Source organism: Litorisediminicola beolgyonensis (genome assembly GCF_042679605.1).
GTDB classification, from domain to species: Bacteria; Pseudomonadota; Alphaproteobacteria; order Rhodobacterales; family Rhodobacteraceae; genus Litorisediminicola; species Litorisediminicola beolgyonensis.
On sequence record NZ_JBHTMU010000014.1, the window covers coordinates 43,007 to 68,482 of the forward strand.

At 66.7% G+C, this 25,476-nt stretch carries 27 protein-coding genes; 18 read left to right on the top strand and 9 right to left on the bottom strand.

Features of this window, described 5'->3' with window-relative positions; translation table 11 throughout:
* Positions 1-91 precede the first annotated feature (91 nt).
* Positions 92-943: a methylated-DNA--[protein]-cysteine S-methyltransferase gene (locus tag ACFQ4E_RS09610; RefSeq protein ID WP_386802964.1), complete on the bottom strand. Its 852-nt coding sequence runs from the start codon at positions 941-943 to the stop codon at positions 92-94.
* A gap of 102 nt (positions 944-1,045) precedes the next feature.
* Here ACFQ4E_RS09610 and nth point away from each other — a divergent pair, with 102 nt between their 5' ends.
* Positions 1,046-1,690: an endonuclease III gene (gene nth, locus ACFQ4E_RS09615; RefSeq protein WP_386802966.1), complete on the top strand. Its 645-nt coding sequence runs from the start codon at positions 1,046-1,048 to the stop codon at positions 1,688-1,690.
* The gene (locus ACFQ4E_RS09620; protein WP_386802968.1) at positions 1,687-2,676 is read left to right on the top strand and encodes an adenosine kinase; all 990 of its coding nucleotides are present in this window, start codon (positions 1,687-1,689) and stop codon (positions 2,674-2,676) included. Before nth ends, ACFQ4E_RS09620 begins: the two co-directional genes overlap by 4 nt.
* 12 nt (positions 2,677-2,688) lie before the next feature.
* Here ACFQ4E_RS09620 and ACFQ4E_RS09625 read toward each other — a convergent pair whose 3' ends face one another.
* Entirely contained in the window at positions 2,689-3,072 is a 384-nt protein-coding gene (locus ACFQ4E_RS09625) for a hypothetical protein (RefSeq protein WP_386802969.1), read from the bottom strand.
* A 151-nt stretch (positions 3,073-3,223) separates the two neighbouring features.
* Here ACFQ4E_RS09625 and ACFQ4E_RS09630 point away from each other — a divergent pair, with 151 nt between their 5' ends.
* Entirely contained in the window at positions 3,224-3,877 is a 654-nt protein-coding gene (locus ACFQ4E_RS09630) for a carbonic anhydrase (RefSeq protein ID WP_386802971.1), read from the top strand.
* A gap of 9 nt (positions 3,878-3,886) precedes the next feature.
* Here ACFQ4E_RS09630 and ACFQ4E_RS09635 read toward each other — a convergent pair whose 3' ends face one another.
* Positions 3,887-4,186, bottom strand: a complete 300-nt coding sequence (locus ACFQ4E_RS09635) for a hypothetical protein (protein WP_386802973.1) — start codon at positions 4,184-4,186, stop codon at positions 3,887-3,889.
* A 392-nt stretch (positions 4,187-4,578) separates the two neighbouring features.
* Complete coding sequence (locus ACFQ4E_RS09640) at positions 4,579-5,601, bottom strand: aspartate-semialdehyde dehydrogenase (RefSeq protein ID WP_386802975.1); 1,023 nt, start codon at positions 5,599-5,601, stop codon at positions 4,579-4,581.
* A 322-nt stretch (positions 5,602-5,923) separates the two neighbouring features.
* Between ACFQ4E_RS09640 and ACFQ4E_RS09645 the strand changes: the two genes are divergently transcribed.
* Positions 5,924-7,804 carry a polysaccharide biosynthesis protein gene (locus ACFQ4E_RS09645; RefSeq protein WP_386802977.1) on the top strand — a complete coding sequence of 627 codons (1,881 nt, stop codon included), beginning with the start codon at positions 5,924-5,926 and terminating at the stop codon, positions 7,802-7,804.
* Positions 7,805-7,837: 33 nt separating this feature from the next.
* On the opposite strand, the gene ACFQ4E_RS09650 is transcribed toward ACFQ4E_RS09645, so the two are convergent.
* Positions 7,838-8,674: an LOG family protein gene (locus ACFQ4E_RS09650; RefSeq protein ID WP_386802979.1), complete on the bottom strand. Its 837-nt coding sequence runs from the start codon at positions 8,672-8,674 to the stop codon at positions 7,838-7,840.
* Between the two features lie 137 nt (positions 8,675-8,811).
* Here ACFQ4E_RS09650 and dapD point away from each other — a divergent pair, with 137 nt between their 5' ends.
* The 3 genes from dapD to ACFQ4E_RS09665 all read left to right on the top strand — a co-directional run bounded on the left by dapD (position 8,812) and on the right by ACFQ4E_RS09665 (position 11,046).
* Positions 8,812-9,639 carry a 2,3,4,5-tetrahydropyridine-2,6-dicarboxylate N-succinyltransferase gene (dapD, locus tag ACFQ4E_RS09655; RefSeq protein WP_386802981.1) on the top strand — a complete coding sequence of 276 codons (828 nt, stop codon included), beginning with the start codon at positions 8,812-8,814 and terminating at the stop codon, positions 9,637-9,639.
* Positions 9,640-9,744: 105 nt separating this feature from the next.
* Positions 9,745-10,773 (top strand): sodium:calcium antiporter, encoded by a 1,029-nt coding sequence (locus ACFQ4E_RS09660; protein WP_386802983.1) that lies wholly within the window; start codon positions 9,745-9,747, stop codon positions 10,771-10,773.
* A 24-nt stretch (positions 10,774-10,797) separates the two neighbouring features.
* The gene (locus tag ACFQ4E_RS09665; RefSeq protein ID WP_386802985.1) at positions 10,798-11,046 is read left to right on the top strand and encodes a GlsB/YeaQ/YmgE family stress response membrane protein; all 249 of its coding nucleotides are present in this window, start codon (positions 10,798-10,800) and stop codon (positions 11,044-11,046) included.
* Here the strand turns inward: ACFQ4E_RS09665 and ACFQ4E_RS09670 are convergent.
* Positions 11,024-12,058, bottom strand: a complete 1,035-nt coding sequence (locus ACFQ4E_RS09670) for a Hint domain-containing protein (protein ID WP_386802987.1) — start codon at positions 12,056-12,058, stop codon at positions 11,024-11,026. The genes ACFQ4E_RS09665 and ACFQ4E_RS09670 overlap by 23 nt on opposite strands.
* Before the next feature lie 136 nt (positions 12,059-12,194).
* On the opposite strand from ACFQ4E_RS09670, the gene ACFQ4E_RS09675 reads away from it, so the two are divergent.
* The gene (locus ACFQ4E_RS09675) at positions 12,195-12,527 is read left to right on the top strand and encodes a hypothetical protein (RefSeq protein ID WP_386802989.1); all 333 of its coding nucleotides are present in this window, start codon (positions 12,195-12,197) and stop codon (positions 12,525-12,527) included.
* A gap of 6 nt (positions 12,528-12,533) precedes the next feature.
* Here ACFQ4E_RS09675 and ACFQ4E_RS09680 read toward each other — a convergent pair whose 3' ends face one another.
* The gene (locus ACFQ4E_RS09680) at positions 12,534-13,604 is read right to left on the bottom strand and encodes a Hint domain-containing protein (protein ID WP_386802991.1); all 1,071 of its coding nucleotides are present in this window, start codon (positions 13,602-13,604) and stop codon (positions 12,534-12,536) included.
* Between the two features lie 326 nt (positions 13,605-13,930).
* Between ACFQ4E_RS09680 and dapE the strand changes: the two genes are divergently transcribed.
* The 3 genes from dapE (at position 13,931) to ACFQ4E_RS09695 (ending at position 15,846) form a co-directional block, all read left to right on the top strand.
* Positions 13,931-15,073, top strand: coding sequence for a succinyl-diaminopimelate desuccinylase (dapE, locus tag ACFQ4E_RS09685; protein WP_386802993.1), 1,143 nt, complete (start codon positions 13,931-13,933; stop codon positions 15,071-15,073).
* Positions 15,070-15,498, top strand: a complete 429-nt coding sequence (locus tag ACFQ4E_RS09690; RefSeq protein ID WP_386802995.1) for a GNAT family N-acetyltransferase — start codon at positions 15,070-15,072, stop codon at positions 15,496-15,498. The genes dapE and ACFQ4E_RS09690 overlap by 4 nt, the downstream gene beginning before the upstream one ends.
* 78 nt (positions 15,499-15,576) lie before the next feature.
* Entirely contained in the window at positions 15,577-15,846 is a 270-nt protein-coding gene (locus ACFQ4E_RS09695) for a hypothetical protein (protein WP_386802996.1), read from the top strand.
* A gap of 42 nt (positions 15,847-15,888) precedes the next feature.
* Here the strand turns inward: ACFQ4E_RS09695 and ACFQ4E_RS09700 are convergent, their stop codons facing one another.
* Together ACFQ4E_RS09700 and ACFQ4E_RS09705 are read right to left on the bottom strand one after the other, a co-directional pair.
* The gene (locus ACFQ4E_RS09700) at positions 15,889-16,953 is read right to left on the bottom strand and encodes a 2Fe-2S iron-sulfur cluster-binding protein (RefSeq protein ID WP_386803061.1); all 1,065 of its coding nucleotides are present in this window, start codon (positions 16,951-16,953) and stop codon (positions 15,889-15,891) included.
* Between the two features lie 13 nt (positions 16,954-16,966).
* Complete coding sequence (locus ACFQ4E_RS09705; RefSeq protein ID WP_386802998.1) at positions 16,967-18,202, bottom strand: aromatic ring-hydroxylating oxygenase subunit alpha; 1,236 nt, start codon at positions 18,200-18,202, stop codon at positions 16,967-16,969.
* A 203-nt stretch (positions 18,203-18,405) separates the two neighbouring features.
* Here ACFQ4E_RS09705 and ACFQ4E_RS09710 point away from each other — a divergent pair, with 203 nt between their 5' ends.
* The 7 genes from ACFQ4E_RS09710 (at position 18,406) to ACFQ4E_RS09740 (ending at position 25,467) form a co-directional block, all read left to right on the top strand.
* Positions 18,406-19,371, top strand: coding sequence for a lysylphosphatidylglycerol synthase transmembrane domain-containing protein (locus ACFQ4E_RS09710; RefSeq protein ID WP_386803000.1), 966 nt, complete (start codon positions 18,406-18,408; stop codon positions 19,369-19,371).
* Positions 19,368-19,970, top strand: coding sequence for a class I SAM-dependent methyltransferase (locus tag ACFQ4E_RS09715; protein ID WP_386803002.1), 603 nt, complete (start codon positions 19,368-19,370; stop codon positions 19,968-19,970). Before ACFQ4E_RS09710 ends, ACFQ4E_RS09715 begins: the two co-directional genes overlap by 4 nt.
* A gap of 97 nt (positions 19,971-20,067) precedes the next feature.
* Positions 20,068-20,676, top strand: coding sequence for a CDP-alcohol phosphatidyltransferase family protein (locus ACFQ4E_RS09720; RefSeq protein WP_386803004.1), 609 nt, complete (start codon positions 20,068-20,070; stop codon positions 20,674-20,676).
* A 10-nt stretch (positions 20,677-20,686) separates the two neighbouring features.
* Positions 20,687-21,904: an ABC transporter substrate-binding protein gene (locus ACFQ4E_RS09725; RefSeq protein ID WP_386803006.1), complete on the top strand. Its 1,218-nt coding sequence runs from the start codon at positions 20,687-20,689 to the stop codon at positions 21,902-21,904.
* 69 nt (positions 21,905-21,973) lie between these two features.
* The gene (locus tag ACFQ4E_RS09730; protein WP_386803063.1) at positions 21,974-23,617 is read left to right on the top strand and encodes an ABC transporter permease; all 1,644 of its coding nucleotides are present in this window, start codon (positions 21,974-21,976) and stop codon (positions 23,615-23,617) included.
* Positions 23,610-24,248, top strand: a complete 639-nt coding sequence (locus ACFQ4E_RS09735; RefSeq protein ID WP_386803008.1) for an ATP-binding cassette domain-containing protein — start codon at positions 23,610-23,612, stop codon at positions 24,246-24,248. Before ACFQ4E_RS09730 ends, ACFQ4E_RS09735 begins: the two co-directional genes overlap by 8 nt.
* A 40-nt stretch (positions 24,249-24,288) precedes the next feature.
* A complete protein-coding gene (locus ACFQ4E_RS09740) occupies positions 24,289-25,467 on the top strand; it encodes a hypothetical protein (protein WP_386803009.1) in 1,179 nt (392 codons plus the stop codon).
* Positions 25,468-25,476 lie beyond the last annotated feature (9 nt).

Consider the following 25,476-nt stretch of genomic DNA (forward strand, 5'->3'; position numbering starts at 1 on the left):
ACCCGGTAGGGATAACGCCTCCTCTACACGCAGCGTTCCCTGTTATCCAAAAACATGTCGCATTTTTGGGCCGATTTCCGCCAAACGGGCGTTAGGCTTCGGTCCGCGCGCTCTCCCAGGCGAGAATCGCGCGCTTGACCGGCAGCCCCCAGTGATAGCCTCCGAGGCCGCCGGATTTCCGAAGCGCGCGGTGGCAGGGGATGAGGAGGCTGATCGGATTGCGCCCGACGGCCGTCCCGACGGCGCGCACGGCCTTGGGGTGACCGATGGCGCTGGCGATCTCGGAATAGGTGGTGACGTGGCCCGAGGGCACGCGCATCAGGGCCTCCCAGACCTTGATCTGAAACGGCGCTCCGATCAGCACAAGGCGCGCCTCGCCGGAGACGCCGAAAGCGGCGTCGACCCAGGCGCTCAACGCGGCGCGGTCCTCGCGGTAGCGCGCCGCAGGCCAGCGCGAGACGAGGTCGTCCATCGCCGCGTCCTCGGTCGTCTCGGCGGAAAAAGCGATCCCGCAGATGCCCCGATCCGTGCCCATGACGAGCGCCGCGCCGAAGGGGCTGTCGAACCAGCCCCAAGCGATCTCCAGCCCCGCGCCTCCAGTGGCGTAGTCGCCAGGCGCCATCGCCTCCCAGCGCAGGAAGAGGTCGTGGAGACGGCCCGTTCCCGAAAGACCGGTGGCATGCGCGGTCTCGAGGGTGGTGAACCGCTCGCGCAAGAGCGCGCGCGCATGATCGAGGGTCAGGTATTGCTGGTAGCGCTTCGGGCTGACCCCTGCCCAGCGCGAGAAGAGGCGCTGAAAATGCGCGGGGCTCATGTCCATCGCGGCGGCGATCTCGGTCAGCGTGGCCTGCGGTCCGAGCCGATCCACCGTCTCGATGGCCCGCGCCATGACATCGTAATGGTAGCGGCTGAACGCGGGCGTCTCAGGAGCGGCGACGGACATGGGCGGGGTCTCCGAAAGGTCTCGCCCGGTCATAGCAAGTCCGGGACCACGGGCGCGACCCGGATATTGCGCAAGCGGCACCGGGCGGGCATAGAGCGTCGGATGGCCAAGCAGCTCGATTATCACACGATCCGCGAGATCTTCACCCGCTTTCGCGACGCCGAGCCCGAGCCCAAGGGCGAGCTCGAGCACGTGAACGCCTATACGCTTGTCGTGGCCGTCGCGCTGTCGGCGCAGGCGACCGATGCGGGGGTGAACAAGGCAACCCGCGCGCTTTTCGAGATCGCCGATACGCCGGAAAAGATGCTGGCGCTCGGCAAAGAGGGTCTGATCGAGCACATCAAGACGATCGGGCTCTACCGCAACAAGGCCAAGAACGTCATCAAGCTCAGCCGCATCTTGGTCGAGGAGTATGGCGGCACCGTCCCCTCGTCGCGTGCCGCGCTCGAGGGCCTTCCCGGCGTGGGCCGCAAGACCGCGAATGTCGTGCTGAACATGTGGTGGCGGCATCCGGCGCAGGCGGTCGACACCCATATCTTCCGGCTCGGCAACCGCGCGGGCATCGCGCCGGGCAAGGACGTCGTCGCGGTCGAGCGCGCCATCGAAGACAATATTCCGGCAGAGTTCCAGCTTCACGCGCATCACTGGATGATCCTGCACGGCCGTTACATCTGCGTCGCGCGCAAGCCCAAATGCGGGGCCTGCCTGATCCGCGACCTCTGCGCTTTCGAGGACAAGACCGAATGAAGACCTATCAAGTCGTGGGCATCGGCAACGCGATTGTCGACGTGATCAGCCGTGCCGAGGATGCGTTTCTCGACAATATGGGCATCGGCAAGGGCATCATGCAGCTTGTCGAGCGCGAGCGGGCCGAGATGCTTTACGGCGCGATGGAGGGCCGGGTGCAGGCCCCCGGCGGGTCGGTGGCCAACACGCTCGCGGGTCTCGGCAATCTGGGGCTGCGCACCGGGTTCGTCGGGCGCGTCCGCGATGACGGCCTGGGGCGCTTCTACGCCAAGGCGATGGAGGAAGGCGGCACCGAGTTCCTCAACCCGCCCGTGCCGGATGGCGAATTGCCGACCTCGCGCTCGATGATCTTCGTGTCGCCCGATGGCGAGCGCTCGATGAACACCTATCTCGGCATCTCCGCCGAGCTTGGCGCCGAGGACGTGGATGACGCGGTCGCGCGCGAGGCCGAGCTGGTCTTTCTCGAGGGCTATCTCTTCGACAAGCCGAAGGGGAAAGAGGCCTTCATCAAGATGGCCCGCGCCTGCCGCGATGCGGGCGGCACCGCCGGGATCGCGATCTCGGACCCGTTTTGCGTGGAGCGGCACCGCGACGACTTCCTGCGGCTCATCGCCGAGGAGCTGGATTTCGTGATCGGCAACGAGGCCGAGATCCGCGCGCTCTACCAGGAGGGCGATCTCGAGACCGATCTGGAACAAGTCGCGGCGCTCTGCCCTCTGGTCGTCTGCACCCGCTCGGGCGATGGCGTGACGATCCTGCGGGAGGGCACGCGCACCGATGTCCCGGTGGAGAAGGTCGTGCCCGTCGATGCCACCGGCGCGGGCGACCAGTTCGCCGCCGGGTTCCTTTATGGGCTGGTGACCGGCCGCTCGATGGAAGAGGCCGGGCGCATGGGCTGCATCGCCGCGGGCGAGGTGATCTCGCATGTCGGGCCGCGGCCCGAGGCGAAGCTCGCGACGCTGTTCGCCGAGGCCGGGCTGGGCTGATCCGGCCCCGCGTCAGAGATTGACGACCGCGCTGTCCCAGAGCTCGGACAGCGACGCCTCGCCCAAGCGCAGAAGCCGCGCGAGTACGGCAGCCAGCGCGACGCTGTCCTGCCGATCGACGCAGGCGCCCACGTCCCGCGCCACCGCGACGATGCCGTCCAGACCGATCTGACCGGCGATGGCGCCCAGCGCGCGCACGCAGCGGCGCAATTCCTGCAGCTCGCCGCCGCGCCACAGGCGCTCGGCCTGCCCGAGGCGCAGCGCCAGTTCCTCCATCGCGCGGCAGAGCATGTCCTCGGCCTCGCGCAGGCCGACATCGGCGTAGAGAAGATTGAGGCGGTCATGATCGAGGCGGACCTGCTCTTTGCAGGCCGAAATCGTGAGAGCGGTCGTCATCGGATCGTCCTTCTTCCAGTTCCCGTACACCCAAGGCTCTTTATGACAGATCGCACTTCCCAAATGATTGCCGGGTATGGATTGTTGGGGTCGAATCTTTCGGCAATCCGGCGTATCCGGTTAACCCAGACAGGGATAGGGAGAAGACCAGATGCATCGTGCCAAGCCGCTGCCGAGCTACCTCGTCCAGCGCTATCACGGCTGGAAAGCAACGACCTATTCCGAGAACAGCGCGTGGTATCGGCGGCTCGCGGATGAGGGGCAGCGCCCCCGGGCCATGGTTATTTCCTGCTGCGACAGCCGCGTGCATGTCACCTCGATCTTCGGGGCCGACCAGGGCGAGTTCTTCATCCACCGCAACATCGCGAATCTGGTGCCGCCCTATCAGCCCGACGGCAACCAGCACGGCACCTCTGCGGCGGTGGAATACGCGGTAACGGCGCTCAAGGTCGCGCATCTGATCGTGCTTGGGCATTCAAGCTGCGGCGGGGTGCAAGGATGTCTCGACATGTGCACGGGCAAGGCCCCGGCGCTTGAGGAGGCGTCGAGTTTCGTCGGGCGCTGGATGGATATATTGAGGCCGGGCTACGAGCGCGTGAAGTCGCGCAATCTCGGCGAGAGCGAGGCCGCGAGTGCCTTGGAGCGCGAGGCGGTTCTGGTCAGTCTCGACAACCTGATGACGTTCCCCTTCGTGGAAGAGGCCGTCCTTGCGGGCAAGCTGTCGCTGCACGGTCTCTGGACCGATATCGGTGCCGGCGGGCTGGAGTATTACGACACCGCCACCGAGCGTTTTCTGCCGATCTGACGGTCGGCGTCAGGCCAGATCGCCCGTCATCCCAGACGCGTGAACCCGGATCGCCGGGCGGCCAAGCCGGGCCGAGAGGTCCGAGAGCGGGCATCCGAGATCGCGTCCGGTGCAGACCGCGCGGCCCGACATCTCTTCGAGAATGACGAGGCGGCCGGACCGGAAGCTCAGCTGGTAGCCCTTTTCCGCCAATTCGCGGGTCAGGGCGGTCCAGTCGGTCGCGCGGGACAGGATCGGAGCGAGGAAGCGCGCGAACAGCGCGCGGGTTTCGCAATCAAGGGGGTTGGGAAGATCGGGATCGGGCATCATGGCCACCTCCTCAGCACTCGGGACTGCGTCAAGGCTACGACAGGTTTCCGGCTCAATTAGGGCCGAGCCGGACCTTTTCCGCGGCCTGTGCCCAGAAAAGCGCATCGGGCGTTAGACCAGCGTCAGCCTTGAAGCGACGTTTTCCAGAGAATGCGGGCGGCTTTGATCCGGTTCCGAAAAATTTCTTCCTTGGGAATGGCTTACCGTTTCCGTGTCGCGAATGCCGCCCTCGTCGCAGGCGCTCTCCTCCCGAGACCGCCGCCCGGATCGGTGTCTTTCCCGCGTCGCAGGGCAGCGGTCGGAGCACCTCCGGTCGCCCTGTGGGCGAACGAGAAACCGCCGCCCGCAATGGCGGACGGCGGCGACATTCTCGGAGCGATGATCGCGCCCGGTCAGCCCTTCTTGAGCACCCGGTTGCCCAGCGTCTCGGCGATCTGGACCGCGTTCAGGGCGGCGCCCTTGCGCAGGTTGTCGGAGACGCACCAGAGGTTCAGGCCGTTCTCGATCGTGCTGTCCTGGCGGATGCGGCTGATGAAGGTGGCGAAATCGCCCACGCATTCGATCGGCGTGACGTAGCCGCCATCCTCGCGCTTGTCGACGACCATGATGCCCGGCGCTTCGCGCAGGATGTCTCGGGCCTCGTCCTCGTCGAGGAACTCTTCGAACTCGAGGTTGATCGCTTCGGCATGGCCGACAAACACCGGCACGCGCACGCAGGTCGCGGTGACCTTGATCGACGGATCGACGATCTTCTTGGTCTCGGCGACCATCTTCCACTCTTCCTTGGTCGACCCGTCTTCGAGGAAGACGTCGATATGCGGAATGACGTTGAAGGCGATCTGCTTCTGGAACTTCTTCGGCTTGACGTCGTCGGTCGGGTTGTAAACCGCCTTGGTCTGATCCCAGAGCTCGTCCATGCCCTCTTTGCCCGCGCCCGACACCGACTGGTAGGTAGAGACGACGACGCGCTTGATCCGCGCCCGGTCATGCAGCGGCTTCAGCGCGACGACCATCTGCGCGGTCGAGCAGTTGGGGTTGGCGATGATGTTCTTCTTCGAATACCCCTCGACCGCTTCGGGATTCACCTCGGGCACGACCAGCGGCACGTCCGGGTCGTATCGGTAGAGCGAGGAGTTATCGATCACGATGCAGCCCGCCTTGGCGGCGATCGGCGCGTATTTCTTGGTGGCGTCCGACCCGATGGCGAAAAGCGCGATGTCCCAGCCGGTGAAATCGAACTGGTCGATGTCCCGCACCTTGAGGGTCTTCTCGCCGAAGCTCACTTCGGTGCCCTGCGACCGGCGCGAGGCCAGCGGTGCCAGTTCGTCCACCGGGAAGCCGCGCTCGGCCAGAATGTTCAGCATTTCTCGGCCCACATTGCCCGTGGCGCCTGCGACGACGACCTTGTATCCCATCTTCGCTCGTTCCTTTTCGACTCCGCGCAGCCCGACGGGGCGGCGATTTCGCGCCTCCATACTGCAGGAGCGGTAGGGACAAAAGGGCCAAGACGTGGTTTCCGGGTCACGCCTCGGGGCGTAAATGCCGCAAAACCGGGCAGAGATAAGTGGAATCCCGCCGTTTTTCGCAGGTGCGGTGTGACGCTATTGTCCATTCCTTAGGCGGTCGCATATAGCTGCATCAAGTTGTGACCGGACCCGGAGCGTGTTGTCCGGGGATAATACACCAGACCTGACGCCGTCGGCAGTACGGCAAGGGGACAGAAGGCATTATCGGGGCATGCTATACAGACTTGCGACGTCGCTCACGCGAGAGCAGAAATCCGCATTCTTCCTCGTCATCGACGGACTTGCAGTCTCCCTCGCGCTCTTGCTGGCGGTTCTCCTTCAGGGACGCGCCGCCGAGGCCTATAGCGAGATACTTCCGCTTCTCCTGCTGACCACCGCCGCGGGCCTCGTCCTGTCGCGCGTGCTCTGCCTAAACCGCATCAAGCTCAACGCCTACGAGGGTCGGAGCCTGATGCTGACCGGCGCCTATGCCGGCGCGGTGACCGTGGCGGCCATCGTCGCGGACCGCCTTGTCGGGCCGGGGCTCGTCGGCGAGACCTTCATGATCTTCGCCTTCGTCACCGTCACCTTGGCGGCGGCGTGGCGTATCCTGCTGCGCCAGCTGGTGCTCGAAATCTACCGCCGGGGCGGACAGCACCTTCGGGTTCTGATCTACGGCGCCGGACAGACCGGACAGCAGCTGGCCGCGGCGCTGCACTCGGACAACCAGATCCAGCCCGTCGCCTTCGTCGACGACAACCCGACGCTTCAGACCCTGAAGATCGGCGGTCTAACCGTGCACGCGCCGACGCAGATCAAGTCTCTGGTGGCACGGAAGAAGGTCGACCGGGTCGTGCTGGCGATGCCCTCGATCAGCCAGCCGCGACAGGCGCATATCGCCCACGGGCTGCGGCAGCTTGGGATCGAGGTCTACGCGCTGCCGTCCTTTGCCGAGCTTGTCGGCAACCCGGGCGAATTGCGCCGTCGCGCGGTTCCGGTGTCGCCAGAAGATCTGCTTGGCCGCAACCGGCTTGAATCGGAGCTGCCGGGCGTCAGCGATGCCTATAGCGGCCGCCGCATTCTGATCTCCGGCGCGGGCGGCTCCATCGGGTCCGAGCTTTGCCGTCAGGTCGTGGCCTGCAAGCCCGACTGCCTCGTGATCCTCGATCAGTCCGAGCTGGCGCTCTACACCATCGACAAGGAACTGCGCGATCTCGCTCCGAAGCTGCACATCGTCCCGGTTCTGGCGTCCGTCCTCGACGATGCCGTGATGCGTGAAACGCTGGACGCGCATGCCATCGACGTCGTCCTCCATGCCGCGGCCTACAAGCATGTGCCGCTGGTCCAGTCCAACGTCCTCGCCGGGCTCCGGAACAACGTGATCGGCACCAAGGTGCTGGCCGACGCGGCCCGCGACGCCGGGGTCGAGCGATTCATTCTGGTCTCCTCGGACAAGGCCGTGCGACCCACGAACGTCATGGGCGCCTCCAAGCGTCTTGCCGAACTGGTGGTCCAGGACCTCGCCACACGCTCGTCCGGCACCCGGTTTTCGATGGTGCGTTTCGGCAACGTGCTGGGCTCGTCCGGCTCAGTGATCCCACTCTTCGAAGAGCAGATCGAGCGGGGCGGTCCGATCACCCTCACCGACCCGAAGGTCACGCGCTACTTCATGACCATCTCCGAAGCCGCGCGGCTTGTGCTTCTTGCAGGCTCCTTCGCGCGCGGCGGCGATCTCTTCGTGCTCGACATGGGCAAGCCCGTTCCGATCCGCAAACTGGCGCGCCAGATGGTCGAGGGCGCGGGCTTCACCGTGAAGGACAGCAACAACCCGCAAGGCGATATCGAGATCAAGATCACCGGACTGCGCCCTGGCGAGAAGCTGCACGAAGAGCTGTTGATCTCGCCCGACATGCTCACCACGCCGCATCCGAAGATTCTGCGCGCGCAGGAGAGCTACCTGTCCGAGATCGAGATGGCCAATGCGCTGCGCGAGCTGCGCCGTGCCATCACCTCGCTCGACGAAGGTCTGGCCCATGACGTGATCCACCGCTGGGTGGAGCGCGCCGAGGAGCCCGCAGAAAGCGCCACCGGCACCGACGACAAACGGTCGTGACCCCGGCCCGCTGACGGGCCGGAGTGCATCCGATCACCGGTCGGGAACGATGTCGCGCGGCGGGGCCGGCTTCCACTCTTCCAGAATGGCCATCGCCTCTTCGGCGCTTTCCGCGTAGCGGAAGAGGTCGAGATCGGTGGCGCTGATCGTTCCGGCGCGGGCGAGCGCATCCCAGTTGACGATCTCCTCCCAGAACGATTTGCCGAAGAGGATGATCGGCACCTGCTTCATCCGTCCCGTCTGCACGAGCGTCAGGGTCTCGAACAGCTCGTCGAGCGTCCCGAAACCGCCGGGAAAGACGCAGACCGCGCGGGCGCGCATCAGGAAATGCATCTTCCGGATCGCGAAATAGTGGAAGTTGAAGGACAGGTCGGGCGTCACGTAGCTGTTGGGCGCCTGCTCGTGCGGGAGCACGATATTGAGACCGATCGAGCGCCCGCCTGCCTCGGCCGCACCGCGATTGCCCGCTTCCATCACACCCGGTCCGCCGCCCGTCGCGATCACCCATTCGCGGCCGCCACCCTTGAGCGAATGCTCGGTCACCTTCCGGGCGAAGGCGCGGGCCTCGTCGTAGAACCGCGAGAGGTCGGCGAGCGTCTCGGAGCGCGCGTCGTCGGGCGTCGCCGGAATGCGGGCACCGCCGAAGAGCACGACGGTCGTGTCGATCCCGGCCTCGTCGAGCAGAAGATCGAACTTCAGGAGCTCGAGCTGCAGCCGAACCGGGCGCAATTCGCGGCGACAGAGGAAATCGTCATCCGCGAAAGCCAGGCGATAGGCGGGGTTGAGCGTCTGCGGCGTTTCCGGCACCTCGGTCGCGGTGCGGCGGTCCCGCCCGGCGTCACGGAAGGCGCTTTCGCTCTGATCGGTCATGTCATGCCCTCAAGATCCAAACTAACCCTGTCCGGTTAGCCTGTTTGCCGAGGGCGCGCCAGCGCCTGCTCTTCCCCTAGGGCCCCGGGCGCGTTAAGACGCCCGCGACCGAGGATAGTCCCGCGAAGGAGCCCCGAATGGACATCGCACAGCTCGAGACGGCCATCGAAGCCGCCTGGGAGGCCCGCGCCGAGATCACGCCCGAGACCATGGGCGAGACGCGCGACGCCATCGAAGCCACGCTTGAGGCGCTGGACAGCGGCGCGCTGCGCGTTGCCGAGAAACAGGCCAGCGGCGACTGGCACGTGAACCAGTGGGCCAAGAAGGCCGTGCTCCTGGGCTTCCGGATCAACGACATGGAGAAGCACTCGGGCGGCCCGCAGGGCGGCACCTGGTGGGACAAGGTCGACAGCAAGTTCGAGGGCTGGAAGAAGAAGGACTGGAAAGAGGCCGGGTTCCGCGCCGTCCCGAGCTGCATCGTCCGGAAATCCGCCTATATCGCGCCCGGCGTGGTGCTGATGCCGTCCTTCGTCAACCTCGGCGCCTATGTCGATGAGGGCACGATGGTCGACACCTGGGCGACCGTCGGCTCCTGCGCGCAGATCGGCAAGAACGTCCACCTCTCCGGCGGCGTCGGCATCGGCGGCGTTCTGGAGCCGATGCAGGCGGGTCCGACGATCATCGAGGACAATTGCTTCATCGGCGCCCGCTCCGAAGTGGTCGAAGGCTGCATCGTCCGTGAAGGCGCGGTCCTCGGCATGGGTGTCTATATCGGCAAGTCCACCAAGATCGTCGATCGCGAGACCGGCAAGGTCAGCTATGGCGAAGTGCCGCCCTACTCGGTGGTGGTGTCCGGCTCGATGCCCTCGACCAACGGCATCAATCTCTACTGCGCGGTGATCGTGAAGCGCGTGGACGAGAAGACCCGTTCCAAGGTCGGGATCAACGAGCTTCTCCGCGACTGATCGCGCCCTTTTCGCGGGGGCGGCGACACTTCTTCGCCCCCGCGCAGAGATGATGGGACCCTTTCGCCGTCCCGGTCGTTTCTTGCGAAAGGACCGGGATTTTTCATGCTCGACGATCTGTCACTCACGCTTCTTCTCGCAGTGTTCGCCGCGGCGGCGCTTGTCGTTGTGCTCGCCTCGATCAAGGCCACCGAGCTTGCCGATATCCTCGCCGACCGCACCCGGATGGGCGAGGCGCTTGCGGGCGGCCTGATCCTCGGCGCGGCGACGTCGCTCGCCGGGGTCGTCGTCTCGGTCAACGCGGCGCTGTCGGGCGATGCGAGCTTTGCCTTCTCGAACGCGGTCGGCGGCATCGCCGCGCAGACGCTGTTCCTGGCACTCGCGGATCTCCTGCACAAACGCGCCAATCTCGAACATGCCGCGGCCGAGCCTGCCAATCTCTTCCAAGCGGTGATGCTGATCATCCTCCTAAGCCTGCCGATCTGCGCGGTCGCGGGCCCGGACCTGGCCTATTTCGGCATCCATCCGGTCTCGATCCTCTTGTTCCTCGCCTATCTCGCGGGCGTCCGCCTGTCGTCGAGCGTCAAGGAAGACCCGATGTGGCGGCCGGTGCGCACCTCGGACACGCGCGAGGACGAGCCTGAGGATGACGACGAGGCCGACAAGCCCGCGATGCGTCCCGCGCTGGTTTTCGTGGGCCTCGTTGCCGCGATGGGCGCGGGCGGCTGGGTGATCAGTCAGGTCGGCGGGCAGTTCATTTCGCGTTTCGGGCTATCGTCGAGCCTCGTCGGCTCGCTGATCACCGCGGTCGTGACCTCGCTGCCGGAGTTCGTGACCACCCTTGTCGCCGTCCGACGCGGCGCGCTTCAGCTTGCCGTCGGCGGCATCATCGGCGGCAACACCTTCGACACGCTGTTCCTCGTCGCTTCGGACATCGCCTATCGCGACGGGTCGCTCTACCACGCGGTCGCGCCCGGCGATCTCTACTGGCTCGGCACTGGTCTCCTGATGACCGCCGTGCTGCTCGGTGGCCTGATCCTGCGCCAGCGCGAAGGACCGGGTCGCATTGGCATCGAATCTGTGTTGATGATGGCGATATACGCGGCGGCGACAGTGGTCGAAGTGACCCGCTGACCCTGCCACACGAAAGGAGACCCCATGACGGGACTTGGTTGGATTGCCTCGCTGATCCTCGGCGGATTGGCCGGATGGATTGCGAGCATGATCATGAAGGCCAACACCGGCCTTCTGCTGAACATCTTCCTCGGAATCGTCGGCGCGATTCTCGCGAATTTCCTGCTCTCGCTCATCGGCATCACCGCGCAGGGCGGCTGGCTCGCTCAGGGCTTCGTGGGCCTTCTGGGCGCGTGCCTTCTGATCGCGATCATCCGAGCTGTGCGTCGCTGAAGTCGTAGGTTCGCGACAGGTTGACCGGGCCGCAGCCGCTGTCCCGCACATAGGTCCATGTCCGCAGGATCTGCCGGGCGGCGGCGGTGCTCAGGATTTTGCCGCAGGGCTGGGCGTCGACCAGTTTATGATCCGCATCCGAAACCTGGGCGACCATTTCGGTGTCCGGGCCGATCTCGTCATCCGCCTCGACCCGGGTCGGCAGAAGCGACTCCGCGGGCAGATTGTTGGCCCGGAGGAGAGCGTGCCGCTCGGTCAGGAGATGGATGTAGACGACCGGCTTGCGCTTGCGCGCCCGGTGGACGCCCGGCAACACGGTAAAGGCCTTTGCGGGCGCGAGAAGGGGCAGATCGCTGTCTTGCTGCGACACCGGTAGCGCCAGCCTGTGTTGGGGCGACACTTTCAGCCGACGGTTCGGGGTATCGGGTCCGAGCGCGTTCGGCTCGATCACGATCGGCGCCCAGGCGTTTGGCAGGATGTCGTAGCGCGTCCGGCGCGCCTCGATCACGGTCAGAACCTCTCCGCCGTAATCGAGCACCTGATCGCCTTCGCGGATCTTCTCGATCCGCTGCTTGCCGTCGGGCACGGCGATTTCGGTGCCACGGCAGAAGCAGATCGGCGTCGCCGCGGTCATCGAGTAGCCGACAGGCTGCAGGTCGACGACCAGCGCGATCGCGCCGGTGAAGTTCGGCGCGCCGTCCGGGTAGACGAAGAACTTCTCCCCGGTCGTAGTGTCCTCGACGTAGAGCAGGTCCTTGATCGTGCCCGACGGCACGGTGACCCCGAGGATATCGACCCCCGGCTGCGCCGTTCCCGAGCCGATGAGGCTCACGGTGCGGCCATCGAGAATGAACTCCTCGCCCACATAGAGCACGCCCGACGTATCGGTCAGCGTGGCAGAGTTGTTCACGCCGCCGAGGAACGAGAACAGCAGGGTCTGGGTGCCGCTGAAGAAGTCTACGTTCAGCAGCGATCCGAAGTATTGCTGATAGGAGACAGGATAATCCGACATTGACGCTTCATCTTTTGCGTAAATCGATTCTTCGACGTTGCGTTAATAGGTAGCTCGAATTTTAGGCAATTTCTTGGCTAGCGCGGCGGCGGCTTCGGCATTGACTTCCACCGACAGGCAGCGGATTCCGGGAGCCATGAGCAAGAGCGGTCAATCCCGGCAGCAGGTCTATACACTGGTCGTCCAAGTCGGTCGCAAGTCCGGCGACGGGCTTCCGAAATCCGCGACCGGTGCGGCGCTGATGTGCTATGCCTCCGGCGTCGACGAGGCCGAGGCGGTGCGCGAGACGGTCGCGATCCTCAAGCAGGCCGACATGGCGCCGCTCGATGTCACCGGCTACGGCACCGCGGCGGACCGAGAAGCGGACGGACCCGAGATCGAGCCGGACGAGCGCGAGCTGATGGAGCGCGCTCTGGCCGAGAACGCCGTCATCGTCGCGCAGGTCACGCCGTTTTTCGACGAACCATGACGCCGCTCACGCGGCCCGTGCCTCGGCCAGCGTGATCGCCTCGAAGGCCTTCAGGATCTGGATGCCCGCCCGGTGATGTTCCGGCAGCCGCGCCGCGTCCGCGCGGGCCAGAAGCGATGCGGCGAGCCGCGTCTTGTCGCGCCGGATGCGCCCGATATAGAGGCTCTCGAACGCCGCTCCGGCGACGAGCAGCGCGTCGTGCTGCGGGAGCAATACCTGGTGATAGCGCACGGTGCGGCCGGTCGAGATGCGCTCGCCCGTCCGCTCGTTGACGAGGTTGGCCGCCGGGACGAGCACCTGCTCGCGCCCGAAGAGATACTCCACGACCGACCCGTCGATCACCAGCCGCTGCCGCGGAGAGACCTGCACATCCTCGGTCAGCCCCAGATAGGGCGCGTGAAGCCGGATCGGCCGGAAGGAGCCCATCGCGGGCACCTCGCGCGAGATCACGCCCAGGACCGGTTGCGCGCCGCGTTCGCGGGTGATGACCTGCATCCCCGGCTTCAGCTCCTCGACCGGACAGGGTCCGTCCGCCGTCATCGCCGGCGCACCGGCCATCAGGCTCGGGGCCGGGCCGACGGGCTCGATCCGGTCGGACACGGCGAAATAGATCACGTCGGGATCGCGCGCGCAAAGCTCGGGATGGTGGATCATCAGGTGAATGTCTTCGCGCAGGATCGGCGGCGGCGCGGGCGTTTCGACCATCGTCAGCCGGTCGCCCTCGGGGTGTTCGACCGTCAGTCGCCCCCAGTTCGCCGCGCTGTCCCAGGAAAAAGTCAGACGCAGCGCCTCGGCACGGATATCCTCGGGCGAGGGCAGCACCTTGTGAAAGACGCGCTCGCCCAGCGCCATGATCAGCACGACACCGCCACCGGGAAGCGCCTGCAACGACAGACGACCCTCCCAGGGGTGGCGTCTCTCGTATCCCAGAAGGGTTTGCGGGCGATGATCCGGAGACAGCCGCGTCTCGACCATGAGCGAGCCGCGCATGAGCTGCCGCATGGCACCCGCGCCGGTCGGGGCGAGGCTGGGATCTGTCCAGGACGAGGCGGAGTCCGCCAGCGCGATCCAGGTCATTCTGCCGAGGAGGGCTTGGGCGACAAAAACGGTCCTGCCACCCTTATGCGGCAGGACCGTGCCGACCGGTCTTTGGCCGACCCCGGGCCCCGGAAGCAAAGGTGCGACACATGGCGACCGACGGGAGGATAACGGTCGCCGAATGATCCTCTGCTCACGAAATTAACCCGGCACTGGTTCTTATGAGCACCACCATAACACGAGATTGCCGGTTCGCGTTCGGGGCCGTGCGAGGTGCTCGGGGCTTGCGTCTTTTTCGCCACGTTTGCCCTCGCTCGCGGTTCGGGCTAGCCCGTATCGGTGATCTTTTCGCCTTGAGGCCCGCCATGACCGTCGATCCCGTCGAACTCACCCGCGAACTGGTGCGATGCCCCTCCGTGACGCCCGAAGAAGGGGGCGCGCTGGAACTTCTCGAGACGCAGCTTCGGCAGGCCGGGTTCCGCTCTTGGCGGGTCGATCGTGGCGGCGTGTCGAACCTCTTTGCCCGGTGGGGCGACAAGGGCCATGCGAAAAGCTTCGGGTTCAACGGGCACACGGATGTCGTGCCCGTCGGCGATCCGCAGGATTGGAGCGTCGATCCCTTCGGCGCCGAGATCCGCGACGGCCAGATCTGGGGGCGCGGCACGACCGACATGAAATCCGGCGTCGCGGCCTTCGTCGCCGCCGCCATCGACTTCGTCACCGAGACGCCACCCGACGGCGCGCTTCTCCTGGCGATCACCGGGGACGAGGAAGGCGACGCGCTCGACGGCACGACGGCGCTTCTCGACTGGATGGAGGCCGAAGGCGAGCGCATGACGGTCTGCCTTGTCGGCGAACCGACCTGCCCCGAGCGTATGGGCGAGATGATCAAGATCGGGCGGCGCGGGTCGCTCAACGCCAAGATCCGCGTGCAGGGCGTGCAGGGGCACTCCGCCTACCCCCATCGCGCGGTGAACCCGTGCCATGCACTGGCGCGCTTGCTGGACCGGCTGGCCTCGGAACCGCTCGACGACGGGACCGACCATTTCGATGCCTCGACGCTGGCGGTGGTGACGATGGATGTCGGCAACCCAGCGACCAATGTCATCCCGGCGCAGGCGCGGGCGACGCTCAACATCCGGTTCAACGATCTCCATTCCGGCGCGTCGCTGACCGAAAACCTGGAGACCGCCTGCCGCGAGCTCGACGAGGCCTTCGGCACCCGCTCGACGGTCGAGGTCAAAGTCTCGGGCGAGAGCTTCCTGACACCGCCGGGTGCGCTTTCGGACCTGGTCTCGGACGCGGTCGAGGCCGAGACCGGCGTCCGGCCGGAGCTGTCCACTTCGGGCGGCACGTCGGATGCGCGCTTCGTCAAGGATCACTGCCCGGTGGTCGAATTCGGGCTGGTTGGTCAGACCATGCACCAGGTCGACGAGCGCGTCTCGGTCGCGCAGGTGGAACAGCTCAAGGCGATCTACACGCGCATCTTGTCGCGCTATTTCGCGTGACGCTCACCCTGAGCACCACGCGCAATGTCGAGGATGTCCGCGCGCTCCGGCATGCCGTCTTCGTGGACGAGCAAGGCTTCAGCGAAGAGGACGAGTTCGACGCGCGCGACCACGACGCGCTGCACCTGATGCTCTCCGACGGCGAAACGCTGGTCGGCTGCGCGCGCGTCTTTTCCGCGGACGGAGAGGGACGGATCGGCCGGATCTGCGTCGCGCGCTCACATCGCGGACGCGGGCTCGGCGCGCGGCTGGTCGAGGCCGGGATGTCAGAGTTGCGCGCGAGAGGAGAGACCCGCGTGGCGCTTGGCGCGCAAGTGCGGGCGCAGGGCTTTTACGAGGCGCTCGGTTTCCTGCCGCGCGGTGAGGTTTACGACGACGGCGGCGTTCCCCACCAGATGATGGAGCGGGCGCTCGCGTCGAAATAAGGCTCTCTGTCTCGAGGTGTATCTTGATAGATTGAGACGGTCGGCGCTGCTGCCGATGTTTTCACGGAAGGATTTCACATGCGCGTTTTGACCATCACCGCCACCGCCCTGTTGCTCGCCACCGCCGCGACGGCGCAGGATACCCCAGGGATCGACGACGGCACGTCGCTCGGAGAGCTGACCAAATCGAGCATCGCCAACGGCTTCGATCAAGGCGCTCACGCCTCCGATCCCTCGGGCGACGGGCGCGGCAAAGGCGATGGTGACAACCCCCGCTCGGGCCTTGCGAATGTCGTCGAGCGCGGCACCCTCGCGGCCACGATCGACCTCATCGACGGCGACGACTGAGACCGGACGGACGGGGCGGTTCGGGCCGCCCCGTTTCCCTCTTCAGACTGCGACTTCCACCTTGCCGATGGGCCGCGAGCAGCAGGCGAGAATGTAGCCCTCTTCGATGTCCTCGTCCGAGATGCCCCCGTTATGGACCATATGCGCCTCGCCCGAGACCTTGCGGATCTTGCAGGTGCCGCAGAGGCCAAACGTGCAGCCCGAGGGGATATTGAGACCCGCCGCCTTGGCGACCGACAGGATCGTGTCGGTTTCGGTGCAGGGAACCGTAAGCCCGCTCTTGGCAAAGGCGATCTCGGCGGCCACGCCCTCGGCGGGCACGACATCGTCGAACTCCGAGAGTTCCGCGCGGCTCTCCGCCGGGGCCGAGAAGCTTTCCTGGTGGTAGCGCGACATGTCGTAGCCGAGCGCGATCAGCATGTCGCGCACGCTGTCCATGAAGGCCTCTGGCCCGCAGCAATAGACATCGCGCTCAAGGTAGTCGGGCGCCATCAGGCCGAGCATGAGCTGGTTGAACCTGCCGCGATAGCCGATCCAGGCCTCGTAGGGATCGGGCTCGGAGACGACGAAATGCAGATCCAGACCGCGCACGCGGCTCGACATGTGCTCGAGCCTGCGCCGGAAGATCAGGTCGGACGGGCGATGCGCGCAGCAGATCAGGCTGATGTCCGGATCCTCGCCACGCTGCCAGAGATGGTTGATCATCGACATCATCGGCGTGACGCCGGAGCCCGCCGAGATCATCAGGAACTTGCCGTCCGGATCGTCGGGCAGGTGGAAATGGCCCGCAGGACCATAGGCCTTGATCCGAACTCCGGGCCTGAGGTTCTCGTGCATCCAGCGCGAGGCGACGCTGTCCTTCTGCGCCTTCACCGTGACCGAGAGATAGGCGTTGGTCGCGGGCGAGGACGAGACCGTGTAGGTGCGCTGCACATTGCCGCCGGGCACGGGCAGATCGAGCGTCACGAACTGCCCCGCCTTGAAGCGGAAGACGCGCCCCGAGGGCGGACGGAACACGAAGGTCATGACGCCGGGCGCCTCGGGCACGGTGGTCGTGCATTCGAGAAGCTCCTCGTCGGTCCAGACCTCGGACCCGTCGCGCGGCATTGGGATCATGGACTTACTCCGCCGCGATCACGCCACGGCCCGTCAGGCGGGTCTGGAGCGTGCGCGCATACCAGTCGACGAACTGGATGACGCCGGATTCGTGGGTCGTCGAATAGGGCCCCGGCTCGTAGGCAGGCGAGAAGACACCCTTCTGGTTCTCCTCGACGATGGCGCGGTCCTCGTTGTTCGTCGCGATCCAGACCTCGGTCAGCCTGTCGAGATCGTAATCCACGCCCTCGACCGCGTCCTTGTGCACGAGCCAGGTCGTGGTGACCTCGGTCTCGGTCGGCGAGATCGGGTTCATGCGGAAGATCAGGCCCTGATCGGACAGGAAGTGGTTCCAGCTCGACGGGTAGTGATAGGCCAGGCACGACCCGGCATCATCGAAGGGCACGCGGCCCACGCGCTTGGCGACGGCGGGCTTGCCGTCCATCGTGTAGCTCGCCGCGCCGCCGAGGAACGGGATGCGGATGAAGCGCCACTGCAGATCCGGGGCGGCCATGAATTGCGACGGCAGTCCGGCGGCCTCGCATTTGGCGATATGGTTGCGCAGCTCGGGCGCCTGTTCGCCTGGATTGGTGCCGAAGACGCGCGGGTCTTCGGGGAAGGTGCGGCAGAGCGAGGGATGCGAGCCCGCGCAATGATAGCACTCGCGGTTGTTCTCCATCACCAGCTTCCAGTTGCCGTTCTCGACGATAGAGGACTGGTGCGCGACCTTCAGGTCCTTCAGCCCGTGGGGACCGGCATAGGCTTCGGCCTGGGCGCGGAAGGGCGCGAAATCGGGCGCGTTGTCCGCGAGGCAGATCATGATGAAGCCCGCGACTTCCTGGCAATGCACCGGTTTCAGCCCATGCTTGGTCGGGTCGAAATCGTCGCCCATCTCGCGCGCCCACAAAAGCCGCCCGTCAAGCTCGTAGGTCCACTGGTGATACGGGCAGACGAGCTTGGGGTTCGAGCCCTTCGCGGCCGAGCAGATCCGGCTGCCCCGGTGGCGGCAGGAATTGTGGAACGCCCGCGCGATGCCGTCGGCGCCCCGCACCACGATCACCGAATACGCGCCGATCTGGCGGGTCACGTAATTGCCGGTCTTGGGCAGTTCCGCCGAGACCGCGGTCATCAGCCAGTCGCGGTACCAGATACGCTCTAGGTCGATCTGGTACAGGTCGGGATCGGTGTAGAAGGGTTGCTCCAGCGAGTGGCCGGGACGGCGCTGAAGGAGCAGGGAGAGCACATCGGCGTCTCGGAGCATGCTGTCACCTTGGATCAGAGGGTGGATTCGGTATTTTCTGCGCATCGTATTGCGCTTCCTCGGTCCACCGTGATGGATGAAAAACGCCGCTTTCTGGTCCACCTGAGACATGGGGCAAAAACCCTGCGTCCCGCTGGCGCGGCGCCGCCGCATCCGGTTCGTCGCTGTTGCCACCGGCGGCCTTCTGGCACTATAGCGCGGCCATGAGCGCCAGTTACGAACGCGGTGAAAAGATCGAGTCGACATGGCGCGGGCGCATGTCGCGCGGCCAGATGCGCGTGCTTCAGATCGCCGTCAGCCTGGGTCTGCTCGCGTTGCTCTACTTCACCCTCGACGGGGCCGAGGCGGCGCGCATCCTCAGCCGCGCCGACCCGCGCTGGCTGGTCCTCGGCTGGGCGGTGATGGTGGTGCAGACGCTGCTTTCGGCCCTGCGCTGGAAGCTCATCGCCGCCGATCTCGGGCAAAGCTTCACCTTCTGGAAGGCGCAGTCCGAGTATTTCATGAGCCAGGTCCTCAATCAGTCGCTCCCGGGCGGAATGATGGGCGATGCCGGACGGGCCTATCGCGCGCGCAAGCAGGCTGGGCTTCTAAAGGCGAGCCAGGCCGTCGTGTTCGAACGTATCGCGCAGCAGGCGGGCATGTTCGCGATCTTCGCGGGCACCTTCGTGGTCACGACAATCCTGCCCGGCGGGCTGCGCTGGCCGGTCTGGCTGACCTCGATCACCACACCGGCGCTTCTGATCGGCCTGGCGCTTCCGGCGGTCTTCTGGCTGACCTCCTATCTTCCCGGCCCCCAGCGCCGCTACCTCGAGAGCCTCAAGTCGGCGCTCTGGGTATCGCTCCTGAAACCGCGCCGCCTGCCCGTGCATGTGCTGTTGTCGCTGATCACCTCGGGCTGCAACATCCTCGCCTTCTACGCCTGCGCCCGCGCCATCGGCACCGAGCTGCCGCTGGCCGCGACGCTCGGACTGGTGCCGCTGATCCTGTTCATGATGCTCGTGCCCTTCACCATCGCCGGATGGGGCCTGCGCGAAGGCGCCGCGGCGACGATCTTCCCTGTCGCCGGCGCGTCGGGCTCGGCGGGGCTGGCGGCAAGCGTCGCCTTCGGGCTCATTTTCCTCGCCGCAGTGCTGCCCGGTCTCTGGCCGATCCTGAAGCGGCGCAAGTGAGCCGCCCCGGCGATATTCTCGACACCTACGAGCGGCAGGCCGCTGAGTTCGACAGCCAGCGCAGCCAGGTGCTCTTCGAGAAATCCTGGCTCGACCGGTTCCTCGAACGGCTTCCCGACGCGCCGCGCGTCCTCGATGTCGGCTGCGGGTCCGGCCGACCGATCGCCGCCTATCTGGCCGCGCAGGGCGCTCGGGTGACCGGTCTCGACGGGGCCGAGGCGATGATCGCGCTGGCCCGGGCCCATGCGCCCGAGGGCGACTGGCGGCACGGAGACATGCGGGAATTCGATCTTGGCGAGCGGTTTCACGGCGTCCTCAGCTGGAACGCCTTCTTCCATCTCGACCGCCCGGACCAGTCGCGCGCCGTCGCCGCCATGACGCGTCACCTTTTGCCCGGCGGCGTGCTGCTCCTGACCGTCGGTCCGAGACGCGGCGAAGCGACCGGGCGCGTCGGCGGCGAGCCTGTCTACCATGCCAGCCACTCGCCCGCCGGCTATCGCCGGATGCTTGCGCGTCACGGTCTCAGGATCACGGCGTTTCACGCCGAAGATCCCGAGTGCGACCGTCACTCGATCCTCCTCGCCAGCGCACCCCTCTGAGGACCCGCGCGCCACGTTACGGGTTATCACGTTGTCGTTGAGGGAATTGTCGCCTGCGCGACCCATATGCCTTTATGCCCGCGAAAGAGGAGACGCGATGCTCGACGCCTTTGCCCGCCGCCTGATCGATCCGCCGCTCGACGCGATCGGACGGTCTTTGGCCGGTATCGGCGCGACGCCGAACGTCGTGACGCTGACCGGCCTCGGGCTCGGTGTGATCGCGGCGGTCGTGATCGCGATGGGCGCGCCGCTGCTGGCGCTCCTGCCGCTTCTGGCGTCGCGGCTTGCCGACGGGCTGGACGGCGCGGTCGCGCGCGCAACGCGAAAGAGCGATTTCGGCGGCTATCTCGACATCGCCTGCGACTTCTTCTTCTACGGCGCGATCCCCCTGGCCTTCGTCGTGCTCGACCCCATCGCCAATGGCGTCGCCGGGGCCTTCCTGATCGCGTCTTTCTACTTCAACGCCGCGAGCTTTCTCGGCTACGCCATCCTCGCCGAGAAACACGGCATGGAGACCAGCGCGCAGGGATCGAAATCGCTCTATTTCTCGAACGGGCTCTTGGAAGGGACGGAGACCATCGCGTTCTTCGTGCTCCTGTGCCTCGTTCCCCAACACTTCGCGCCGCTCGCCTGGGCGTTCGGTGCGCTCTGCTATGCCACTGCCGCGCTGCGCCTCTGGGGCGCGCGTGCCGTTTTTTCCGACTGAAGGAGCCCCCATGGTCCGCTTTGTCCTGCCCGTCGCACTTGCCGCGAGCCTCAGCCTGCCCCTCGCCGCCGTCGCACAGACCGAGGCGCCCGATCCTTCGGACTGGGACGCCGTGCTGGAGGCTGCCGAGGGCCAGACCGTCTATTGGCACGCTTGGGGTGGCGCGACGGCGACCAACGATTTCATCGCCTGGGTCGGCGAGCGCTTGGCCGAACAGGGCGTGACGCTGGAGCATGTGAAACTGTCGGATACCGCGGACGCCGTGACGCGGGTGCTGTCCGAGAAGCAGGCCGGCGAAAACGAGGACGGCGCGGTGGACCTGATCTGGATCAACGGTCCAAACTTCGCCTCGATGAAAGAGCAGGGCCTGCTCTTCGGCCCCTTCGCCGAGGCGCTTCCGAACTGGCAATATGTCGATGTCGACGGCAAGACGGTGCAGACGGATTTCACCGTTCCGACGGACGGGCTCGAGAGTCCCTGGGCGATGGCGCAGGTGGTCTTCATGTATGACACCGCCGATCTGGTCGAGCCGCTGCCGTCGGCCGAGGCCATCCTGGAGTGGGCCGAGGCCAACCCGGGCCGCTTCACCTTCCCGCAGCCGCCTGATTTCCTGGGCTCGACCTTTCTCAAGCAGATACTGATCGAGCTGGTCGACGATCCCGCCGTCCTGCAAGCGCCCGCCGAGGAAGCCGAGTTCGACGGCGTCACCGCGCCGCTCTGGTCCTATCTCGACCGCCTGACGCCCGTCCTGTGGCGACAGGGGCAGGCCTATCCGGCCACCGGCCCGGCGCAGGTCCAGCTGATCGCCGACAACGAGATCGACCTCGCGGTGTCCTTCAGCCCGAACGAGGCCTCGCTCTTCATCGCTCAGAACCAGTTGCCGCCGACCGTGCGCACCTTCGTTCTCGAAGACGGGACCCTCGGGAACGCGAGCTTCGTAGCGATCCCCTACAATTCCGGCTCCAAGGCCGGGGCAATGGTGGTGGCGAACGCGCTTCTCGCGCCGGAAGTGCAGGCCCGCGCGCAGGACCCGGAGGTTCTGGGCTACAACACGGTCCTTGCGATGGACAAGCTCTCGGGCGAGCAACGCGCGCTGTTCGAGGAGATCGACCTGGGTGTCGCGACTCTCTCTCCGGCCGAGCTCGGCACGGTGCAGCCCGAGCCGCACCCGTCCTGGATGACCCGCGTCACCGAGATCTGGACCGAGCGCTACGGCAGCGGCCAGTAACGCAGGCTCGACGTGCCCCGAACCGCGCCTGTCCCGCTCTCGGTCCTTCCGGGCGTGACGCTTCTGGTCATGCTCGGGCCGCTGGTGGCGGGGATGGCGGGCACCGCCCTGCCCGCCTTCGGACACTACCCGGCAGCCGGCGCTGAAGGTCTGTCGCTTGCGCCGTTCGCCGCGCTCTTCGACTGGCCCGGGATCGGCGCGGCCGTGCGGCTGTCCCTGACCACGGGCCTTGCAGCGACGGCGCTGGCCCTGACGGGCGTTGCGCTGTTGCTTGCGGGATGGGGCGGGACGCCGGTGATGCGGCTGGCGCAAAGGCTCCTGTCACCGCTGTTGTCGGTGCCGCATGCGGCGATGGCCTTCGGGCTGGCCTTCCTGATCGCCCCCTCGGGCTGGCTCGTGCGGCTGGTCTCGCCCTGGGCGACCGGTTGGACGCGGCCCCCGGACGTGCTGATCGTGCAGGACCCCTGGGGGCTTGCGATGACCGCGGGGCTCGTCGCCAAGGAAATGCCTTTCCTTTTGCTGATGGCGCTGGCGGCGCTGGGACAGGCGGATGCCGCGCGCCGCATGCGCGTGACGCAGGCCTTGGGCTACGGGCGGGTGCGGGGCTGGATGGTGGGGGTGTTCCCATCTGTCTACGCGCAAATCCGGCTGCCGGTCTATGTCGTGCTGGCCTATTCGATGTCGGTCGCCGACGTCGCCATGATCCTCGGGCCGTCGACGCCGCCGCCGCTCTCGGTTCAGGTCGTGCGCTGGATGGCCGATCCGGACCTGTCGATGCGGCTCGTCGCCAGCGCGGGTGCGCTTCTGCAATTGGGCCTGGTGATCCTCGGTCTGGGCCTGTGGCGCCTGGGCGAGGCCTCGGTCGCGCGCCTCGCCGCCCGGTCGATTGCCACCGGCGCACGCGGGCGGCGCGAAGATGCCGCCCTGCGCGGTCTCGGATTGTCCGCGGCCTTCCTGTCCGCCGGGGCGGTCTTCGGCGGCATCGCCGGTCTCGCCGTCTGGAGTGTCGCCGGATACTGGGGTTTCCCGGACGCGCTGCCGCTCTCGGCCTCGTGGGACAACTGGATGCGCCATGGCGCAGGCATCGCCGAGAGCGGCGCGACGACCCTCTGGATCGCGCTCGCCTCGGTCGCAATCGCTCTTATCCTGACCACGCTTTGCCTCGAGGCGGAGCACCGGCGAGGCAGGCCCTTGTCGCGACGGGGTCTCTGGCTTCTCTACATGCCGCTTCTCGTGCCGCAGATCGCCTTCCTGCCCGGCCTGCAGACCCTGCTTCTGGTGCTGGGCCTGAAAGGAGGCCTCGTCCCGGTCATCCTCGCGCATCTGGTCTTCGTACTGCCCTATGTTTTCCTGTCGCTCGGCGATCCCTGGCGCGCCTGGGAGACGCGCTACGACACGGTCGGCCGCGCGCTGGGGGCCTCGCCCTGGCGGGTCTTCGCGACGCTGCGGCTGCCGATGCTGATCCGCCCTCTCCTGACCGCTGCCGCAGTCGGCGCGGCGGTCAGCGTCGGGCAGTATCTCCCGACGCTTCTCGTCGGAGGCGGCCGGGTGCCGACGCTGACGACCGAAGCCGTGGCGCTCGCTTCGGGCGGCGACCGGCGGGCAATCGGCGTCTATGGCGTCGCCCAGACTGTCGCCGTGATCCTGCCCTTCGCCCTGGCGCTTGCCGTGCCAACCCTTCTCTGGCGCAATCGCAGGGGGCTGCATGTCTGACGGTCTGGAGCTTCGGCAGATCGTGCTGTCGCGCGGGGACGAGGTGCTGCTGCGCCTCGACACGCGCATCGCACCGGGCGAGGTGCTGACCGTGATGGGGCCGTCCGGATCGGGGAAATCGACGCTTCTGTCGTTTCTCACTGGCACATTGGCACCGGACTTCAGCGCCAGCGGGCGCGTGCTGCTCGACGGGGACGATGTAACCGAGGTGCCGCCCGAGGCGCGCCGGATCGGCATTCTCTTCCAGGACGACCTGCTCTTCCCGCATCTGAGCGTCGGGCAAAACCTCGCCTTCGGCCTCGCGCCCGGAGGCTCCCGCGCCGAACGGCGTGCGAGGATCGACGATGCCTTGGGCGAGATCGGCCTCGCGGGCTTCGCCGACCGCGATCCCGCGACGCTGTCGGGCGGCCAGAAGGCGCGCGTGGCGCTGATGCGGATGCTCCTGTCGGAGCCGCGCGCGCTGCTCCTGGACGAGGCCTTCTCCGGGCTCGACGCCGATCTTCGCGCGCAGATGCGCGAACTGGTCTTTGCCCGGGCCCAGGACCGCGGGTTGCCGGTCCTGATGGTCACGCACGAGCAGGAGGATGCCGAGGCCGCGCGCGGTCCCGTCGTGCGGATCGGCGACGCCTGAACGCCCTTGTGCCGCCAAGGCGCCGGCGCTAGCGAACGGCATGCTCGACGCGGTGATCCTTGCAGTGACTGTGGCCGTGGGCGCGGTGCTGTTTCTCCCGCGCATTGCCCGGGCGGAGCTTTGGCGCGCCACGATCACGCCCCTCGCCTCGATCATCGGTTCCGGCTTCCTGGTGCTCGGGCCGATTCTCAATTCGCGGTTCGGGGCATGGGCGCCGCTGGCGATGCTGCTTCTCTGCGCGGTGGCCTGGAGCTTCGGCGCTGCGGTGCGCTGCAACATCGCGGCACGCAATCACGCGACGCCCACCGGACCGGTCGCGCTCCTTGAGTCGGTCTCCGACTGGGCGCTGGCCGTCTGCTACATCGTCTCGGTCGCCTATTACCTCGGGCTTTTCGGCGCCTTCGGGACGCGGCTCGCCGGAGCGGAGGACCCCGAGCATGCGCGGCTCCTGACCTCGGCGGCTTTCGTGGTGATCCTGATCCTCGGATTTCGGCGCGGCTTCGGCGCGCTGGAACGTCTCGAGGCGCTCTCGGTCACGATGAAACTCGCGATCATCGCGGGGCTTCTGGCGGGGCTTGCCGTCTTCACCGTCGAGCGCGCCACCGCAGGCGCGCTGGTCCTGAATCCGGTGACGCTGAAGCCACTGGAGACCATGACCCTGCTGTTCGGGCTGGTGATTACGGTGCAGGGGTTCGAGATTTCGCGCTATCTCGGAGACGCGTACGACCCCTCGGTCCGCATCCGCTCGATGAAGCTCGCGCAAGGCTTGGCGAGCGCGATCTACCTGATCTACGTGCTGCTTCTGGCCTATGTTTTCCCGGCCGGATCCCTCGCCCTCGACGAGACCGCGATCATCGACCTCATGCAGATCGTCGCGCCGGTCCTGCCGACGCTTCTGGTGCTCGCGGCGCTGGCCGCGCAGCTCTCGGCGGCGATTGCGGATACCGGGGGCGCGGGGGGCCTGGCCAAGGAGCTCTCGGGCGGGCGCATCCTGGCGCGCTCGGCTTACGCGGTGCTGGTGGCGGTCGGGCTGTGGCTGACCTGGGCCGCGGATGTGTTCGAGATCGTCGCCTACGCGAGCCGCGCCTTCGCCATCTACTACGCGCTGCAATGCGCCATCGCGGCACTCAATTCGACCGGCTGGCGGCGCGCGGGCTTTGTCGCCCTGAGCGGTCTGGGGATCGCCATCGCGCTCTTCGGGACGGCGGTCGAGGGCTGAGCCTGACCG